At 65.3% G+C, this 14,787-nt stretch carries 13 protein-coding genes; 1 reads left to right on the plus strand and 12 read right to left on the minus strand.

Annotated elements, in window-relative coordinates:
• Positions 1-15 precede the first annotated feature (15 nt).
• The gene (locus B2V17_RS11460; RefSeq protein ID WP_292997764.1) at positions 16-2,259 is read left to right on the plus strand and encodes a ComEC/Rec2 family competence protein; all 2,244 of its coding nucleotides are present in this window, start codon (positions 16-18) and stop codon (positions 2,257-2,259) included.
• On the opposite strand, the gene lexA is transcribed toward B2V17_RS11460, so the two are convergent.
• The 12 genes from lexA to B2V17_RS11520 form a co-directional block, all read right to left on the minus strand.
• Positions 2,260-2,943 (minus strand): transcriptional repressor LexA, encoded by a 684-nt coding sequence (lexA, locus tag B2V17_RS11465; protein ID WP_292997766.1) that lies wholly within the window; start codon positions 2,941-2,943, stop codon positions 2,260-2,262.
• A gap of 95 nt (positions 2,944-3,038) precedes the next feature.
• Positions 3,039-4,241 carry a molybdopterin molybdotransferase MoeA gene (locus B2V17_RS11470; protein WP_292997768.1) on the minus strand — a complete coding sequence of 401 codons (1,203 nt, stop codon included), beginning with the start codon at positions 4,239-4,241 and terminating at the stop codon, positions 3,039-3,041.
• Positions 4,241-4,714, minus strand: coding sequence for a cyclic pyranopterin monophosphate synthase MoaC (gene moaC / locus B2V17_RS11475; protein ID WP_292997770.1), 474 nt, complete (start codon positions 4,712-4,714; stop codon positions 4,241-4,243). The genes B2V17_RS11470 and moaC overlap by 1 nt, the downstream gene beginning before the upstream one ends.
• 169 nt (positions 4,715-4,883) lie before the next feature.
• Positions 4,884-5,675 (minus strand): indole-3-glycerol phosphate synthase TrpC, encoded by a 792-nt coding sequence (gene trpC / locus B2V17_RS11480; RefSeq protein ID WP_292997772.1) that lies wholly within the window; start codon positions 5,673-5,675, stop codon positions 4,884-4,886.
• Complete coding sequence (trpD, locus tag B2V17_RS11485) at positions 5,672-6,631, minus strand: anthranilate phosphoribosyltransferase (protein WP_292997774.1); 960 nt, start codon at positions 6,629-6,631, stop codon at positions 5,672-5,674. Before trpD ends, trpC begins: the two co-directional genes overlap by 4 nt.
• On the minus strand, positions 6,628-7,224 hold the full coding sequence (locus tag B2V17_RS11490) for an anthranilate synthase component II (RefSeq protein WP_292997776.1): 597 nt from the start codon (positions 7,222-7,224) through the stop codon (positions 6,628-6,630). The genes trpD and B2V17_RS11490 overlap by 4 nt, the downstream gene beginning before the upstream one ends.
• Before the next feature lie 261 nt (positions 7,225-7,485).
• Positions 7,486-8,448, minus strand: a complete 963-nt coding sequence (gene pip, locus B2V17_RS11495) for a prolyl aminopeptidase (RefSeq protein ID WP_292997778.1) — start codon at positions 8,446-8,448, stop codon at positions 7,486-7,488.
• Positions 8,448-9,512, minus strand: coding sequence for an alpha/beta fold hydrolase (locus B2V17_RS11500; protein ID WP_292997780.1), 1,065 nt, complete (start codon positions 9,510-9,512; stop codon positions 8,448-8,450). Before B2V17_RS11500 ends, pip begins: the two co-directional genes overlap by 1 nt.
• 3 nt (positions 9,513-9,515) lie before the next feature.
• Positions 9,516-10,367 carry an SDR family oxidoreductase gene (locus tag B2V17_RS11505; RefSeq protein ID WP_292997782.1) on the minus strand — a complete coding sequence of 284 codons (852 nt, stop codon included), beginning with the start codon at positions 10,365-10,367 and terminating at the stop codon, positions 9,516-9,518.
• A gap of 53 nt (positions 10,368-10,420) precedes the next feature.
• A complete protein-coding gene (locus B2V17_RS11510) occupies positions 10,421-11,029 on the minus strand; it encodes a hypothetical protein (RefSeq protein WP_292997784.1) in 609 nt (202 codons plus the stop codon).
• Between the two features lie 194 nt (positions 11,030-11,223).
• A complete protein-coding gene (trpE, locus tag B2V17_RS11515) occupies positions 11,224-12,735 on the minus strand; it encodes an anthranilate synthase component I (protein ID WP_292997786.1) in 1,512 nt (503 codons plus the stop codon).
• 11 nt (positions 12,736-12,746) lie between these two features.
• The gene (locus B2V17_RS11520; protein WP_292997788.1) at positions 12,747-14,687 is read right to left on the minus strand and encodes a peptidylprolyl isomerase; all 1,941 of its coding nucleotides are present in this window, start codon (positions 14,685-14,687) and stop codon (positions 12,747-12,749) included.
• Positions 14,688-14,787 lie beyond the last annotated feature (100 nt).

Genomic DNA, 14,787 nt, shown 5'->3' on the forward strand with positions numbered 1-14,787 from the left:
TGTCTTTTGGCGGACATGGCCAGTGAAGCCTTGCCTCAAGTGCCGATGGGCAGCGATACGCCGGACAGCGCTGCACTGCAACATGGCCCTTGGCGCAAGCGTTTCGACTTGTCCAGCGGCCTTGCACGGATTGAACATTTCCTCGCCCGATCAGGCTTCGATCAAGGGCCGTGGGCCGTGGTGGCCTTCGCCGCCGGGATCGCCGCCTGGTTCGTCCTCGCGAACCCATATCAGTGGTTGGGTGCGATCTGCGCCGGGCTGGGAATCGGCGGTCTGGCACTTGGTGTTCTGGCAGCGGATGGGCGCTTTCCCTATCTGCGGCGCGCGGTGGCCGTCATTGCCCTCGCGCTCGCCGCAGGCTGTGCGCTGGTCTGGGCCAAGTCGGAACTTGTCGGAGCGGATCCGATCGCCAGGCCGATGGTCAGCGTGATCGAGGCCAAGGTGCTCGACCGCGAGGAACAGCCGGCCGAGCAGCGGGTCCGCTTGCTTCTGGCAACCCGCGAGCCGGAAAGCGGACGGGCGATCAAGGTGCGGGTCAACCTCGATCTCGAGCGCGATGCGTCACTGATCGAGACCGGGGCGACCCTGCGTCTCAAGGCGCGGCTTGTGCCGCCAGCCCCGCCGATGTTGCCGGGAGGCTATGACTTCGCGCGGGCAGCCTGGTTTTCGGGCATTTCCGCAACCGGGAGCGTGCTGGGGCCGGTCACCGTCACCGCGCCCGGCGAGCGCAAGGCCCTTTCGGGGCTACAACGCCGGCTGTCCAACCATGTCCGCGCCAGCCTGGCCGGTTCGCCGGGAACGATAGCCGCAGCCTTTGCCAGCGGCGACCGCGGCGCGATTGCCCAAGCCGACGAGGAGGCGATGCGCGACGCGGGGCTGACGCACCTGCTTTCGGTCAGCGGGCTGCACGTCAGCGCGGTGGTGGCGGCGGCCTATTTCATCGCACTGCGCCTGCTCGCGCTGTTCCCCTGGCTGGCGCTGCGGGTGCGCTTGCCGCTGCTGGCCGCCGGGACCGGGGCCCTGGCCGGGATCGGCTACACCTTGCTGACCGGCGCGGAAGTGCCGACGATCCGGTCCTGCATCGGGGCGGTGCTGGTTCTGGCGGCACTGGCGATCGGGCGCGAGCCGCTGTCGATGCGCATGGTCGCGGTCGCGGCCTTCGTGGTGCTGCTGTTCTGGCCCGAGGCACTGGTCGGGCCGAGCTTTCAGATGAGCTTTGCCGCAGTGATCGCGATCGTTGCGCTTCATGGTTCGGGCCCGATGCGGGCCTTCAATGCCCCGCGCGAGGAGCCGTGGTGGAGCAAAGGCCTGCGTCAGCTTGGTGGCCTGCTGCTGACCGGGATTGTGATCGAACTGGCCCTGATGCCGATCGGGCTGTTCCATTTCCACCGCGCCGGGGTTTACGGAGCGCTCGCCAATGTGATCGCAATCCCGCTGACCACATTGGCTTCGATGCCGCTGATAGCGCTGGGATTGCTGTTCGACGCGGTGGGTGCCGGGGCGCCGTTCTGGTGGCTGGCGGGCAAGTCGCTCGAGCTGTTGCTGGCGCTGGCGCATTGGGTTGCCGCCATGCCCGGGGCTGTGACGATGCTTCCGGCGATGGGGCGGGGCGCTTTTGCCCTGTTTCTGCTGGGTGGGCTGTGGTTGGCGCTGTGGCAATCGCGGGTCCGCTTGCTGGGGCTCGCTCCGGCCCTGCTTGGTTTGACATTGCTGTCCCAGGTCCGCGCGCCGGACCTGCTGATTTCGGGCGATGGCCGCCATGTCGGGATCACCGGCGCGGAGACCGGCGAACTGCTGGTGCTGCGCGAGAGCCGCAGCGACTATGCCCGCGACAACCTGGCCGAGACCGCCGGGATGGCGGGCGAGATGCGGCTGCTCGATGACTGGCCCGGCGCGCTCTGTAACGTCGACTTCTGCGCGGTCTCGCTTAAGCGCGGCGGGCGTGACTGGCAGCTGCTGATCGGGCGCGGCAACGACTATGTCGCCGAACGTGAACTGGCGGCGGCATGCGAGCGGGCCGACGTGGTGATTGCCGGGCGCTGGCTGCCGCGCTCATGCCGCCCGCGCTGGATCAAGGCTGATCGCAACATGCTTGATCGGACCGGCGGACTGACCATCGATCTGGAGAAGGGTGAAGTACGCTCGGTTGCAGAGGACCAGGGGTTGCATGGCTGGTGGCGGCCGCCGGTATCGTCCCGGCCGCAACGCAGCGGGCCGCCCGTCAACGCAACGAGCGGCCCGCCGATATCCAGTCAATGATCAGTGGTAGCGGCGCAGCAGGCCGGCGAGCTTGCCTTGAACCACCACTTCGCGCGGATCGTAGATCTGCGGTTCGTAGGCGGCATTCGCGGGATCGAGCCGAACCCGGCCGTTCTCGCGCCGCAGGTACTTGAGCGTCGCCTCTTCGCCGCGAACCAGCGCGACGACAATTTCGCCATCGCGGGCGCTGTCGGTGCGGCGGATCAGGGCGTAGTCGCCGTCGAGAATTCCGGCCTCGATCATCGAGTCCCCGGAAACCTCAAGCGCGTAATGCTCACCCGAGCCGAGCAGCGCGGCAGGGACCGGCAGCATCGCCGATGTTTCCATCGCTTCGATCGGAACACCGGCAGCGATACGGCCATGCAACGGAATTTCGATCACATCGTTGGCCGGGGCCGTGCGCGCCGGCTCGGGCCGCTTGAGCGGCACGACATTGTCGGGCTTGGCCAGCGGCGCCTTGCTGCTGACATCCTCAGGCTGCTTGAGCACTTCGAGCGCGCGGGCCCGGTTGGGCAGGCGGCGGATAAAGCCGCGCTCTTCCAGCGCAGAGATCAGACGGTGCACGCCCGACTTCGACTTGAGGTCGAGCGCCTCCTTCATTTCCTCGAACGAGGGGGAAACGCCGCTCTCTTCCAGGCGGGTCTGGATGAAGCGGATCAACTCGTGCTGCTTGCGGGTCAGCATGCCGGCATCACTCCGTTGGAGCGGCCCGGAACGGGAATGTTCCAGCGCCGTTCAGTGAACGAATGCGGAACAAGTATGCAACAAAGCGAATCGAGTCAAGCAATTCCGCCATTCTCGAGCAGATAGGCCGAAACCGGTTCTCCAGCCGTCACCGGCGGAGCATCGATTGGACGCTCGATCAGCGCGTTTGCCGCGGCGAGAGCGCCCAGCGCGCCGCTATCCTGATTGAGCCATGCCGTGATCCGGCGGCCGTCCCAGGCGGCGCGCAGGAACTCCTGCCGGGTCCCGCCGGCGGGCAGGTCCTCCGTGGCTTCGGTCGTGATCGCCTGGGGCAGGGGGCTGGCCGCGCCAGACAGCGCGCGCAGCAGCGGCAGCAGGAACAAGAACGCTGTGACGCTGCTGGAGACCGGATTGCCCGGCAGCCCCAGCACCAGCTGCGTGCCCTTGCGCGCCAGCATGATCGGCTTGCCGGGTTTGAGCGCGACCTTCCAGAAATCGAGCTCGGCCCCCCAGGCCGCCAGCGCCGGGCGGATCAGATCGTGGTCTCCCACAGAAGCGCCGCCGCTGGTGACAATCACGTCGAATTGGCCGGCCCCGTCTAGAGCGTCACCCAGCGCTTCGAGGCTGTCGCGCACCGGGCCAAGCCGTTCGACCTTTGCGGGCAGGGCCGCGGCGATCTGCGCCGCCAGCATCGCACCGTTGCTGGCCGGGATCTGATGATCCGCGCAGGCACCTGGATCGGCTGACAATTCATCCCCGCTGTCGATCACCAGCACCTGCGGCATGCGCCGCACGGCGACGTGGCCGTATCCGCCGGACAGCACCAAGGCGATCCGCGCCGGGGTGAGCCGTTCGCCCGCAGCAAGCAGAGTAGCACCCTGCCTGAAATCGAACCCGGTGCGGCGGATATGGCGGCCAGTGGGCTGGGGCGGGGTGCCGGTGAGGATCAGCGCATCGCCATCGCGGTGTGCGTCCTCCTGCATCAGCACCATGTCCATCCCCGCGGGAATCAGCGCGCCGGTCGCGATCCGGACTGCCTCGCTCGGCCCGACCTGGCCCGCAAAGGGATGGCCGCAAGCGCTTTCCCCGATCACCCGCCAGGGGCCGGGCAGGTCGGCGGCGCGCAGGGCATAGCCATCCATCGCCGAAAGATCGGCTGGAGGCTGGGTCCGCCGCGCGGTCACCGGTTCGGCCAGGTAGCGGCCCAGCGCCTCATGGACCGGGATCCGCTCGACCGGCAGCGGGACGGCCAGCGCGAGCAGCCGTGCCTGTGCCTCGGCCAGCGAAAGCAGCGCCATCAGCCTGCGGCCTTCCAGTCGCCCGACTTGCCGCCGCGCTTTTCGATCAGCCGGACGCCGCCGATCACCATCGCCTTGTCGATCGCCTTGGCCATGTCGTAGATTGTCAGAAGTGCGACCGAAGTGGCGGTCAATGCTTCCATTTCCACCCCGGTCTTCCCGCTGAGCGAGGCGCTGGCGGTAACCTTGACCGCGCCCTGCTCGATCGCGAAATCGACCGTCACCGCATCGAGCGGCAATGGGTGGCACAGCGGGATCAGTTCGGCGGTCTTCTTGGCGGCCATGATCCCGCCGATCCGCGCCGCGGCCAGCACGTCGCCCTTGGGCACGGCGCCGTTGCGGATCGCGGCCAGGGCTTCGCCCGACATGGCGATCCGGCCTTCGGCAATGGCCACACGCCGTGTTTCGGCCTTGCCGCCGATCTCGACCATCCGGGCCTTGCCCTGCTCATCAAGGTGCGTGAGTTTGTTCATCTTGATGTCCCGCAGGCTGAATAACTTGACAACATGCACAGGGTTGAAGGGATCGAAAAAAGGGCTGTTACCTTACGTGCTGGTTCGCCGCAAAAGGGCGGGATTGCGCGGGCTGGGAACAAGGTCATTTCAGCAATCTGCCACAGTGCGGGCTTGTAGGACAGATGCCTTAGCCCTGCAGCAGCGCGCGGGTCGCCGCCGCGACATCGGCCTGACGCATCAGGCTCTCGCCGACCAGGAAGGTGCGCACCCCGCATTTGGCCATGCGCTGACAATCGGCATGGCTGCCGATTCCGCTTTCGCAGACCAACAGGACATCATCCGCAACCAGCCCAGCAAGCCGCTCGGTCGTGCCAAGATCGACTTCGAACGTCTTGAGATTGCGGTTGTTTACCCCGATCAGCTTTGACCGGAGGTGTGCCTGCGCACGCTCCAGCTCGGCCTCGTCATGCACTTCGACCAGCACGTCCATCCCACGCTCGCGTGCCGCAGCCTCGATCTCGGCCATCATGCCGTCATCGAGCGCGGCAACGATGATCAGGATCGCATCGGCCCCGATCGCGCGGGCCTCGGCGCATTGCCAGGGATCGACCATGAAGTCCTTGCGGATCACCGGCAGGTCACAAGCGGCGCGCGCGGCGATCAGGTAGTCCTCATGCCCCTGGAAATAGGGCGCATCGGTCAGCACCGACAGGCACGTCGCGCCGCCAGCCCGATAGGCGCGGGCATGGGCCGGCGGATCGAAGTCGGCGCGGATCAGGCCCTTGGAGGGGCTGGCCTTCTTGATCTCGGCAATCAGCGCGAAGCCAGAGGCCTCCTTGCTCCGCAGCGCCGCCTCGAACCCGCGGGGGCCGGATTGTGCGGCGGCGCGTGCATCCAGCTCGGTCAGCGAAGCCAGTACCTTGCGCGCCGCCACTTCCTCGCGCTTGGTGGCGCAAATTTCAGCGAGTTTGTCGGTCATTTCACGGTCTCGATCCAGCAATCCAGCAGCGCCTTGGCGAGGCCCTTGTCGAGCGCTTCGGCAGCTTCTTCCACCCCTTCAAGCCAGTCCTCAGCCTGCCCGGCGACCAGCAGCGCGGCGGCGGCGTTGAGCAGGACGGCATCGCGGTAGGCGCCGGGTTCGCCCATCAGCATCCGGCGCAGCGCTTCGGCGTTGAACATGGCATCGCCGCCGCGCAATTGCTCCAGATCGTGGCTGGGCAAGCCGGCATCCTCGGGCCGGACTTCGGCGGGCAGTGGGGGTAAGCCGATCGTTGCGAAGTAGCTTGTCCCCGAAATCGACAGTTCGTCGAGCCCTTCGGCGCCCGAAACAATCATCGCCGCATCGATATCGAGCAGCTGCATCGCATCGCGGTAAAGCGCGATCAGCGCCGGACTGGCGACGCCAACCAGTTGCCGCGTGACGCCGGCGGGATTGGCCAGCGGGCCGAGCAGGTTGAAGATCGTCCGCCGCCCCAGCGCCTTGCGGATCGGCGCGACCCGGGCCAGCGCCGGGTGATGGGCCTGCGCGAACAGAAAGGCGATACCGAGATCGGGCAGGGTCTGCTCGGCGAGGTCCGAGGCGCGCGCGAGGTTGAGGCCAAGCGCCTCCAGCGTATCGGCGCCGCCGGCCAGGCTGGAAGCCGCGCGGTTGCCGTGCTTGGCGACCGGCACCCCGCAGGCCGCGACGACCAGCGCGACTGCAGTCGAAACGTTGACGCTGTGCTGCCCGTCGCCCCCGGTGCCGCAGACGTCGATCGCGCCTTCGGGAGCCGCAACGCGCTTCATCCGCGCCCGCATCGCCCGCACCGCGCCTGCGATTTCCGCGGCAGTCTCGCCGCGCTCTGCCAGTTCGATCAGGGTTGCGGCGATGTCCTCGTCAGCCACCTGGCCGTCGAGGATTTGTCCGAACAGCGCTTCGGCTTCTTCCAGGGTCACGCCAGGACCTTGGGCTCGACCCCCGCGATCCGCAGGAAATTGGCCAGCATTTCGTGGCCATGCTCGGTCGCGATTGATTCGGGGTGGAACTGGACGCCGTGGATCGGCAGTTCGCGGTGGCGAAAGCCCATCACGTGGCCATCATCCGAGGTGCAGTTGATCACCAGCCCATCGGGTACGTCATCGACGATCAGCGAGTGATAGCGCGTCGCCATGAAGGGTGAGGGCAGGCCGGCATAGAGCCCGGTGCCGTCATGGCTGACCTGGCTGGTCTTGCCGTGCATCAGCCCGCCGCGCACGACCTGGCCGCCAAAGTGCTGGCCGATCGACTGGTGCCCCAGGCACACGCCCAGCAGCGGCTTGCCGGCATCGGCGCAGGCCGCGACCAGATCGAGGCTGATACCGGCTTCGTTGGGAGTGCAGGGACCTGGCGAGATCAGGAAACCCTTGGCCCCGCTAGAAACCGCCTGTCCGGCCGAAATTGCGTCGTTGCGGACGACCTCGACCCGGGCGCCCAGCTCCATCAAGTAGTGGACCAGGTTCCAGGTGAAGCTGTCATAATTGTCGATGACGAGGATGTCGGCGGCGCTCATGGCAGCGCACATAGGCGCGCTGTCACCGATTTGCCAGATAAGCTTGCTTGATGGGGCGTAACAACGACTGCACTACTCCCCGACTTCGTCACCCTGAACTTGTTTCAGGGTCCATCGTGCCTTTATCTCTAGCGCGTGCTGCAAGGTCGCAAACCGCTCGGTTGTATCAAACCAGCGTATCGTAGGGCCGGTGGAGAAATGGATCCTGAAACAAGTTCAGGATGACGACCGGGGGCAGGGGACCGACTGACGCTCCCGATTTCAATCTTGCAGCTTGCCCGCAAACCGGTCGCTCGCCCGCACCAGCCCGTCGGTGATCCCCGGCTCGGTGAACAGGTGCCCGCCATCGGGGACGATCTGCAGCTCAACCTCGGGCCAGGCCTGCTTGAGCGCCCAGGCGGCTGCCGGGGGCGTGCAGCAATCGTGACGGCCCTGGACGATGATCCCGGGAATGCCGCGCAGTTTGTCGGCATCGCGCAGCAACTGGCCGGGCTCCAGCCAGCAGTCATTGCGGAAATAGTGGTTCTCGATCCGCGCCACTGCGACCGCGTGATCGTCGGCGGTGAAATCGGCCAGCATCTCGGCGTCGGGCAGCAGGGTGACGGTGACGCCTTCCCACATCGACCAGACCTTGGCCGCGGCGAGGCGGACGGCGGGATCATCGCTGGTCAGGCGGCGCTGATAGGCCGCAAGGATGTCGCCGCGCTCGGCCTCCGGAATGTGGCCGACGAATTCGTCCCAGGCTTCCGGGTAAAGCTCGCTCGCACCGTACTTGTAGAGCCAGTCGTATTCGGCCTGGCTGGCGAGAAAGATCCCGCGCAGCACCAGCTCGCTGACCCGTTCGGGATGGGTCTGGGCATAGGCAAGGCTGAGCGTCGATCCCCATGATCCGCCGAACACCAGCCACTTTTCGTGGCCCGCCATCACCCGCAGCCGCTCAATATCAGCAACGAGGTGCCAGGTGGTGTTGTGTTCCAGCCCCGCAAACGGCGTGGAGCGGCCGCAGCCGCGCTGATCGAACAGCAGCACGTCGTAAAGCTCCGGATCGAACTGCTGGCGCTGCTTCGGGCTGATCCCGCTGCCGGGCCCGCCGTGGAGGAACACCGCCGGCTTGCCCCCCGGCGTGCCGCAGCGCTCCCAATAGATGCTGTGGCCATCGCCGACATCGAGCATGCCCGACGCGTAAGGCTCGATCGGCGGATAGAGGGTGCGGCGCTCGCTCATCACTTGGTCGCCAGCAGCTTGGCGAGGTCTTTTTTCCAGAACTTCGCCCAGGTGTGGGTGCCGTGGCCCTTGGTTTCGGGACTGGCCGGGATCAGGATGAACCGCGCGCGCGGCATCAGTTTGGCGTGCTTTTGCGCCAGACCCAGTTCGGGCGGGTTGATGAAGTCGTCGGCCGAATTGATCCACAGCACCGGCACTGTCACCTGCCGCAGCTTGGGCAGCGGATTGTAATCGCGCGAGCTGTCGAGCTGATAAATCTGGTCATTGGCATCCAGATCGCTGGCGGCGCGGGCGGCATAGGCTTCGTTCAGGTACTTCACCGCACCCTCGCGGGTCGGATACTGCGCCTGGAGCGCAACCGGGTTACCCCCGGCGATCATCGAGAGGTAGCGCGCGGTGCGCAGGCCGCTCTCCGGCTGCTGGGTATAGTTCCCGCCGTTCCACAGCGGGTCGGCCTTGATCGCATCGATCGACATCTGCCGCCACATCCGGTTGCGTCCGGCGATTTCCATCGTGTTGCAGGCGAACGGGGCGAGGCGGCGGGCAAAGCCGGGATATTCGGTACCCCAGACAAAGCCGTGCATGCAGCCCATCGAGGTGCCCAGGATCAGCTGCAGCTGCTTTACGCCCAGGCCTTCAACCAGCATCCGCCGCTGCGCCGCGACCATGTCGAGATAGCCATAGCGCGGAAAAGCCATCCGCAGGCCATCGCTGGGTTTTGAGCTTTTGCCGTGGCCGATACTGTCGGGCAGGATCACGTACCATTTGGTGATGTCGAGCGGCTGTCCGGGGCCATAAAGTTCGTCGGCGAACTGCGGGCGGAAGAACTGATATCCGGAACCGCCGGTGCCGTGCAGCACCATCACCGCATTGTCGATCTCTCCCGCGGCATTGCGGCGCGGGGTGCCGAGCGTGGTGACGTGCATCCGCAGGTCCATCGTCTCGCCGGTGCCGAAGCGGAACCCCGGCAACCGCACATCGCGCTCAGCTGCGCGCTTCTGCCAGTCCTCGGCGTGAAGCGGGGTGGCGATCAGGGCGAGGAGGAGAAACAGGAACTTGCGCATCGGTCAGCCCTTCAGCCGGTCGTTGAAAATCTTGATAACGCTGTTGCCAGTAGGGTCCACGACCTTGCTGGCAACCATCGCCTTGGCAAAATCGCTGGTGATGGTCCGGAAATCGGGGCCTTCGGCAACCGCCAGGTCGGCGATGATGCGGGCGATATCGTCGCCGGTTTGGCCATAGGTGGCGAAGACATTGCCCGAACTGGCCATGTAGCGCTGGGCTAGCGTGGCATAGGGCTCGGCCATCGCAGCGAGGGCATCCTGCGAGGTGCTGCGCACGCTCGCGACGAATTCGGTGTTGATCGGGCCCGGCTCGACCAGGCAGACCTGCACTCCGAACTGGGCAGCCAAGGGGGCGAGGCCCTCCATCATCCCCTCGACCGCGAACTTGGCGGCGCAATAGGCTTCGTTGAAGGGCTGGCCGAGCAGGCCGCCGACGCTGGTCACACTGATGATCCGTCCGCTGCCCTGCGCCCGCATATGCGGCAGGACCGCCCGGGTCAGGTTCCACACGCCGAAGAAGTTGGTTTCCATCGTCCGCCGCAAGTCAGCATCGCCGGTGTGCTCGACCGAGCCGAGGAACCCCGCACCGGCATTGTTGACCAAAAGGTCGATCCGCCCATGCGCAGCCATGACGGCGGCGACAGCGGTATCGATCGAAGCCTGATGGCAGACATCGAGCGGCCGGACCTCAATTTCGACACCTGCGTTGGCGGCTTCATCGAACAGCGCCTGCTGCTTGGAGACATCGCGCATGGTCGCGACCGCCTTGTAGCCCGCCTCGGCCAAGCGGATCGCAGTGTAAAGCCCAACCCCGGTGGAGCAGCCGGTAACGAGTGCAACTGGCTTGTCCGACATGGCTTTCTCCTTCGAAGTTTTTGAATTCGGTATTTCGCGGCCCTCCGACGGCTTCAACTCAGGAGCCAGTCCGTAACAAGATACTCAAAATCGACGTATGGCAGATGTGCCAGCTCATACCCTTGATTTTCTGCCAGATTGGGCAATTGAGCCAGAAACCGCCCCAACAAATTGGCTATTCTCAGGTCCGAGACAAGCCTGCGGCGCGATACGTTAGCCAACCAATTTCTGACCGCACGGGCCAGTACGTACCGGTCATGATTGTGTGCTGTAATATCCATCCCGTTGAGGTCGGATAGAAACCGCTGGTAGCGATAGGACTCAGTGTCCAAAACCAGCACACGCTTTTTTGAATGATCGTCGCCGCCAAATTGCTTGGCTGCGAGAAACAGGCCCAATTCGAAAGGCATATTGAATCGGGGAAGATTGAATACGGGATCTAATTCGGTGCGGGAGATATCGTGAATTCCGTAACGACATTCGCCGATAATTCGCATGATCTTTTCATATCGGGTATGACCAGCATCGTCGATTTCCTTGGCGGAACGCGGACGAAATCCACAAGCAAAAATGGTGAATACAATAGCTTGGAAGAGCGGGTTATAGTCCGCGTCGAACGGACAATTGATGAAGACGTCGTCTGGGGATGAAACGACGCTCAAGCTGGTTCAACGGCGCTCTTGTTGCGGCTTCTGTGGGATGGGGCGTCCTTGCCTTGTCGCGGCGCGCCCGCCAGCCGGCTTCAACACAAAATGGCCCGTCGCAGCGCTTCTACCTAGCCGAGTGCTGGAGACTTTGGACTTATTTGGGTTGCTTGCCATGACCACAAGATACAACTCCTTTGAAGTTAATCAAGTCACTGCCCGAACCCGGCCTCGCCGGCTACCCGAACCGCTTCCCTGGCCGCAGCAATCAGCGCCCCGGCTTTGGCTTCGCATTCGCGCTGTTCGTAGGCTGGATCGCTGTCGGCGACTATGCCGGCACCGGCCTGAACGTGGAGCATGCCGTCCTTGACTACTCCGGTGCGCAGCACGATGCAGCTGTCGAGGTTACCGTCGGGCCCAAAGTAGCCGACCCCGCCGGCATAGGCACCGCGCGTTTCGGGTTCCAGCTCGGCAATGATTTCGCAGGCGCGAACCTTTGGCGCCCCGCTGACCGTGCCGGCAGGGAAGCCGGCGAAGACCGCATCAATCGCATCGTGGTTGGCGGCATCAAGCCGTCCGACCACGTTGGAGACGATGTGCATCACATGACTGTAACGCTCGACAGTATAGCTCTCGGTCACCTTGACGGTGCCGGTTTCAGCGACACGGCCGACGTCGTTGCGGCCCAGATCGAGCAGCATCAGGTGCTCGGCGCGTTCCTTGGGGTCGGCCAGCAGGCTCGCCTCGTTGGCGCGGTCTTCCTCGGGCGCGGCGCCGCGGGGGCGGGTGCCGGCGATCGGGCGGATGGTGACCTCGCCATCGCGCACCCGGACCAGGATTTCCGGGCTCGATCCAGTCAGCGCAAAGCCCGGCAGGTCGAGGAAATAGAGAAACGGCGAAGGGTTCACCCGCCGCAGCGCGCGGTATAGCGCCAGAGGGGGCAAGGTGAAGGGCGTGGTGAAGCGCTGCGCCAGTACCACCTGAAAGATATCGCCGGCCTCGATATAATCCTTCGCCCGCAGCACCATGTCACGGTACTGGCCCGGGGCCATGGTCGGGGTCAGCACCGGTTCGGGCAGAGTCACATCGGGGCGGAAAACCGGAAGCGCGGCGGACAGCCGGGCCAATGCCGCGTCGATCCGTTCTTCGGCCTGTTCGAGCGCGTGATCGCCGCTACCGGGCCAGACCGGCGCGACGCACCACAGGTCATCGGTCAGCCGGTCGAACACCATGATCAGCGCCGGGCGCACGAACAGCATATCGGGCAGGGTCAGCGGGTTTTCGGGTGGGCGGGGCAGCTTTTCGACCAGGCCGTAGGTTTCATAACCGAAATAGCCGACAAGGCAGGCCAGCACCGGCGGCAGTTCGGCCGGAACGTCGATCCGACATTCACTGACCAGCGCCCGCAGCTCGGCCAGGCTATCGCCCGTCAGCGGCGCGAAGGCGGCCCGATCGAGCCGCCAATTGCGGTTGACCTCGGCCTGCGCGCCGGTCGCGCGGAACACCAGGTCGGGATCGAGCCCCAGCAGGCTGTAGCGCCCGCGCACCTCGCCGCCCTCGACCGATTCGAGCAGGAAATCGCCGCGTCCGTCCTCGATCAGCTTGAGCGCAGCGCCGACCGGCGTTTCGGTATCGGCGACCAGCTTGCGCCAGATCAGCCCGGGCTGGCCCGAAGCCAATGCCGCAGCTGCTGAGGTCCAGTTCCGGGCACGCGCAGCGCTCATCCGACTACCGATCAGCGGCTGCCTTCGAGCCGCTTCTTGAGCGCGTCGATGTTGCCCTCGTTGCGGCTCGAGCCCACCTCGTTGCGCATCGCGGCACCCAGCTGGTCGTTGTACTCGCCGCCATAGGCCTGGCGCAGGCTGTCCTGCAGTCCGGCAAGACGCTTGTCGTCCTTGGTAACGGTGCCGGGGATCACTTCGCTGACGGTGACCACATACCAGCCCCGGTTGCGCGGCGCGGCGAGCAGGCGGACCTTGCCCTTCGCCATGCTGAACAGCAGCAGTTCGGGCTTTGAGGCATTGGGACCCTGCGACTGGACTTCCATCCGCGGCTTGTCGACCCGGTCGATCGGCGGCAGCGAAACGCCCAGCGAGGCGACCGCAACATCAATCGGCACGCCCTTTTCCAGCGCGGCCTTGAGCTTGTCCGCAGCGGCCTTGGCGGCCTTGGCACCCTTCGATTGCTGCACGTCGGCAATTACCTGGGTGCGGATTTCGGCCAGCGGCGGCGGCGCGGCGGGGACGATCGAGCCGACATCGAAGATCATGAAGGTCTTGCCGGGCTCAAGTTCGGTCAGCTGCGGTGCGCGTTCGTTTTCCATCGCGAACGCCGCCTGCAATACCGGCGGGGTCACGTCCTTGGGCGCGGCCTGGCCTTCCTTGCCAAAGACCTTGCCGTCGGCAGTCAACGGCGCGGTTTCCTGGACCTGAAGGTTCAGTTCCTTGGCGACATCGGCCAGGGTGGCTCCGTTGACGATCTCGTCCTCGATCCGGGCCGAGAATTCGGCAATCGCGGCGCGGCGCTTTTCTTCGGCGAGTTCCTTGAGCAGTTCGGGCCGGGCCTGGTCGAGCGTCTTGCCTGGATTGCCTTCGCTGCCATCCACCCGCACGATCAGCCAGCCAAGCGGCCCCTTGAACGGCCCGAGCACCTTGCCTTTGGGCGCGGAGAACACGGCATTGGCGGCATCGGCGGTACTTTGCAGCGCGAAGTCATCCTTGGCCATGGTGCCAAGCGCCGCAACGGCGAGGCCCTTGGAAGCGGCAACCGCTTCGAGCGACTTGCCGCCGGCGGCCTCTGCGGCAATTGCCTTGGCGGCGGCTTCGGTCGGCAGGACCAGCTGCGAAAGCTTGCGCTTGTCGGTCGGCGCGTACTTGGCCTTGTTGGCGTTGTAGCGCGCGGCGATTTCCGCTTCGGTCGAGGCCGGGACGCTCTTCAGCACATTGTCGCCAAAGGTGATGTAGCGAATCGTCCGGCGCTCGGGCAGGGCGTAATCGCCCTTGTGGCTGGCATACCACTGGTTGACTTCGGCCTCGCTCGGCGGAGCCGAGGGAGCAAAGGCAACGGCGGGGAGGGTGACGATCGCGCCCTTGCGGCGCTCGGTGACCATTGCTGCATAACGCACGGTCAGCTTGTTCGGTGCCTGGACGCCCATTGCGCTCGAACCGGTCAACTGGCGCACCATCAGGTCCTCGGCAATTTCCTGGCGGAATTCGGCGTCGGTCATGCCGCGTTCGGCCAGGAACTGGCGGTAGAGCTGCGGGCTGACCTTGCCATCCGGCCCCTGGATCCGCTGGATCTTGGCGATCTCGCTGTTGATCAGGCGCTCACCGATGTAGATTCCGTGGCGTTGTCCCCATTGCCGCGCGGCCTTGCGGTCAATTAGATAGCCCAGCAGGTCATTAAGCCCATCCTTCGCAAGAAAGCTGGCGACGCTTGCGGTTGGGTCATTCTGCCGCATGCGGGTGAGAATGGTGTTGATCGAACGCTCTACCTCAGTGCTTTCAACCTTTTCCCGGCCAACCTTGGCAAGGTTGCTGGCCCCGCCGAAGTTACCCAGTCCGCCTGTTCCGGCCACATCACCGCCGGCAAAGGCCAGCGCAATCAGGGCGACAAAGCCGAGCGTGGCGCCAATGCCCCACTTGGATTGGAAGAAATTGCGGAAGGACTGGATCATTGCTCGCTCGCAAGAATTGGTTTCACGCCGACTGTCGGCGCATCGGGCCGGGCTTTAGCATCATTGACCGGTCAGGCAATGGCCCAGGGGCCACCGTCCC

Source organism: Novosphingobium sp. UBA6272 (assembly GCF_002440635.1).
In the GTDB taxonomy this organism is placed as follows: domain Bacteria; phylum Pseudomonadota; class Alphaproteobacteria; order Sphingomonadales; family Sphingomonadaceae; genus Novosphingobium.

Coding starts and splice junctions, on each gene's coding strand:
- lexA (WP_292997766.1), bottom strand. CDS start 2,943: ATGCTGACCCGCAAGCAGCACGAGTTGATCCGCTTCATCCAGACCCGC.
- B2V17_RS11520 (WP_292997788.1), bottom strand. CDS start 14,687: ATGATCCAGTCCTTCCGCAATTTCTTCCAATCCAAGTGGGGCATTGGC.
- moaC (WP_292997770.1), bottom strand. CDS start 4,714: ATGAACAAACTCACGCACCTTGATGAGCAGGGCAAGGCCCGGATGGTC.
- B2V17_RS11470 (WP_292997768.1), bottom strand. CDS start 4,241: ATGGCGCTGCTTTCGCTGGCCGAGGCACAGGCACGGCTGCTCGCGCTG.
- trpC (WP_292997772.1), bottom strand. CDS start 5,675: ATGACCGACAAACTCGCTGAAATTTGCGCCACCAAGCGCGAGGAAGTG.
- B2V17_RS11505 (WP_292997782.1), bottom strand. CDS start 10,367: ATGTCGGACAAGCCAGTTGCACTCGTTACCGGCTGCTCCACCGGGGTT.
- pip (WP_292997778.1), bottom strand. CDS start 8,448: ATGAGCGAGCGCCGCACCCTCTATCCGCCGATCGAGCCTTACGCGTCG.
- B2V17_RS11490 (WP_292997776.1), bottom strand. CDS start 7,224: ATGAGCGCCGCCGACATCCTCGTCATCGACAATTATGACAGCTTCACC.
- B2V17_RS11460 (WP_292997764.1), top strand. CDS start 16: ATGGCCAGTGAAGCCTTGCCTCAAGTGCCGATGGGCAGCGATACGCCG.
- trpE (WP_292997786.1), bottom strand. CDS start 12,735: ATGAGCGCTGCGCGTGCCCGGAACTGGACCTCAGCAGCTGCGGCATTG.
- B2V17_RS11500 (WP_292997780.1), bottom strand. CDS start 9,512: ATGCGCAAGTTCCTGTTTCTCCTCCTCGCCCTGATCGCCACCCCGCTT.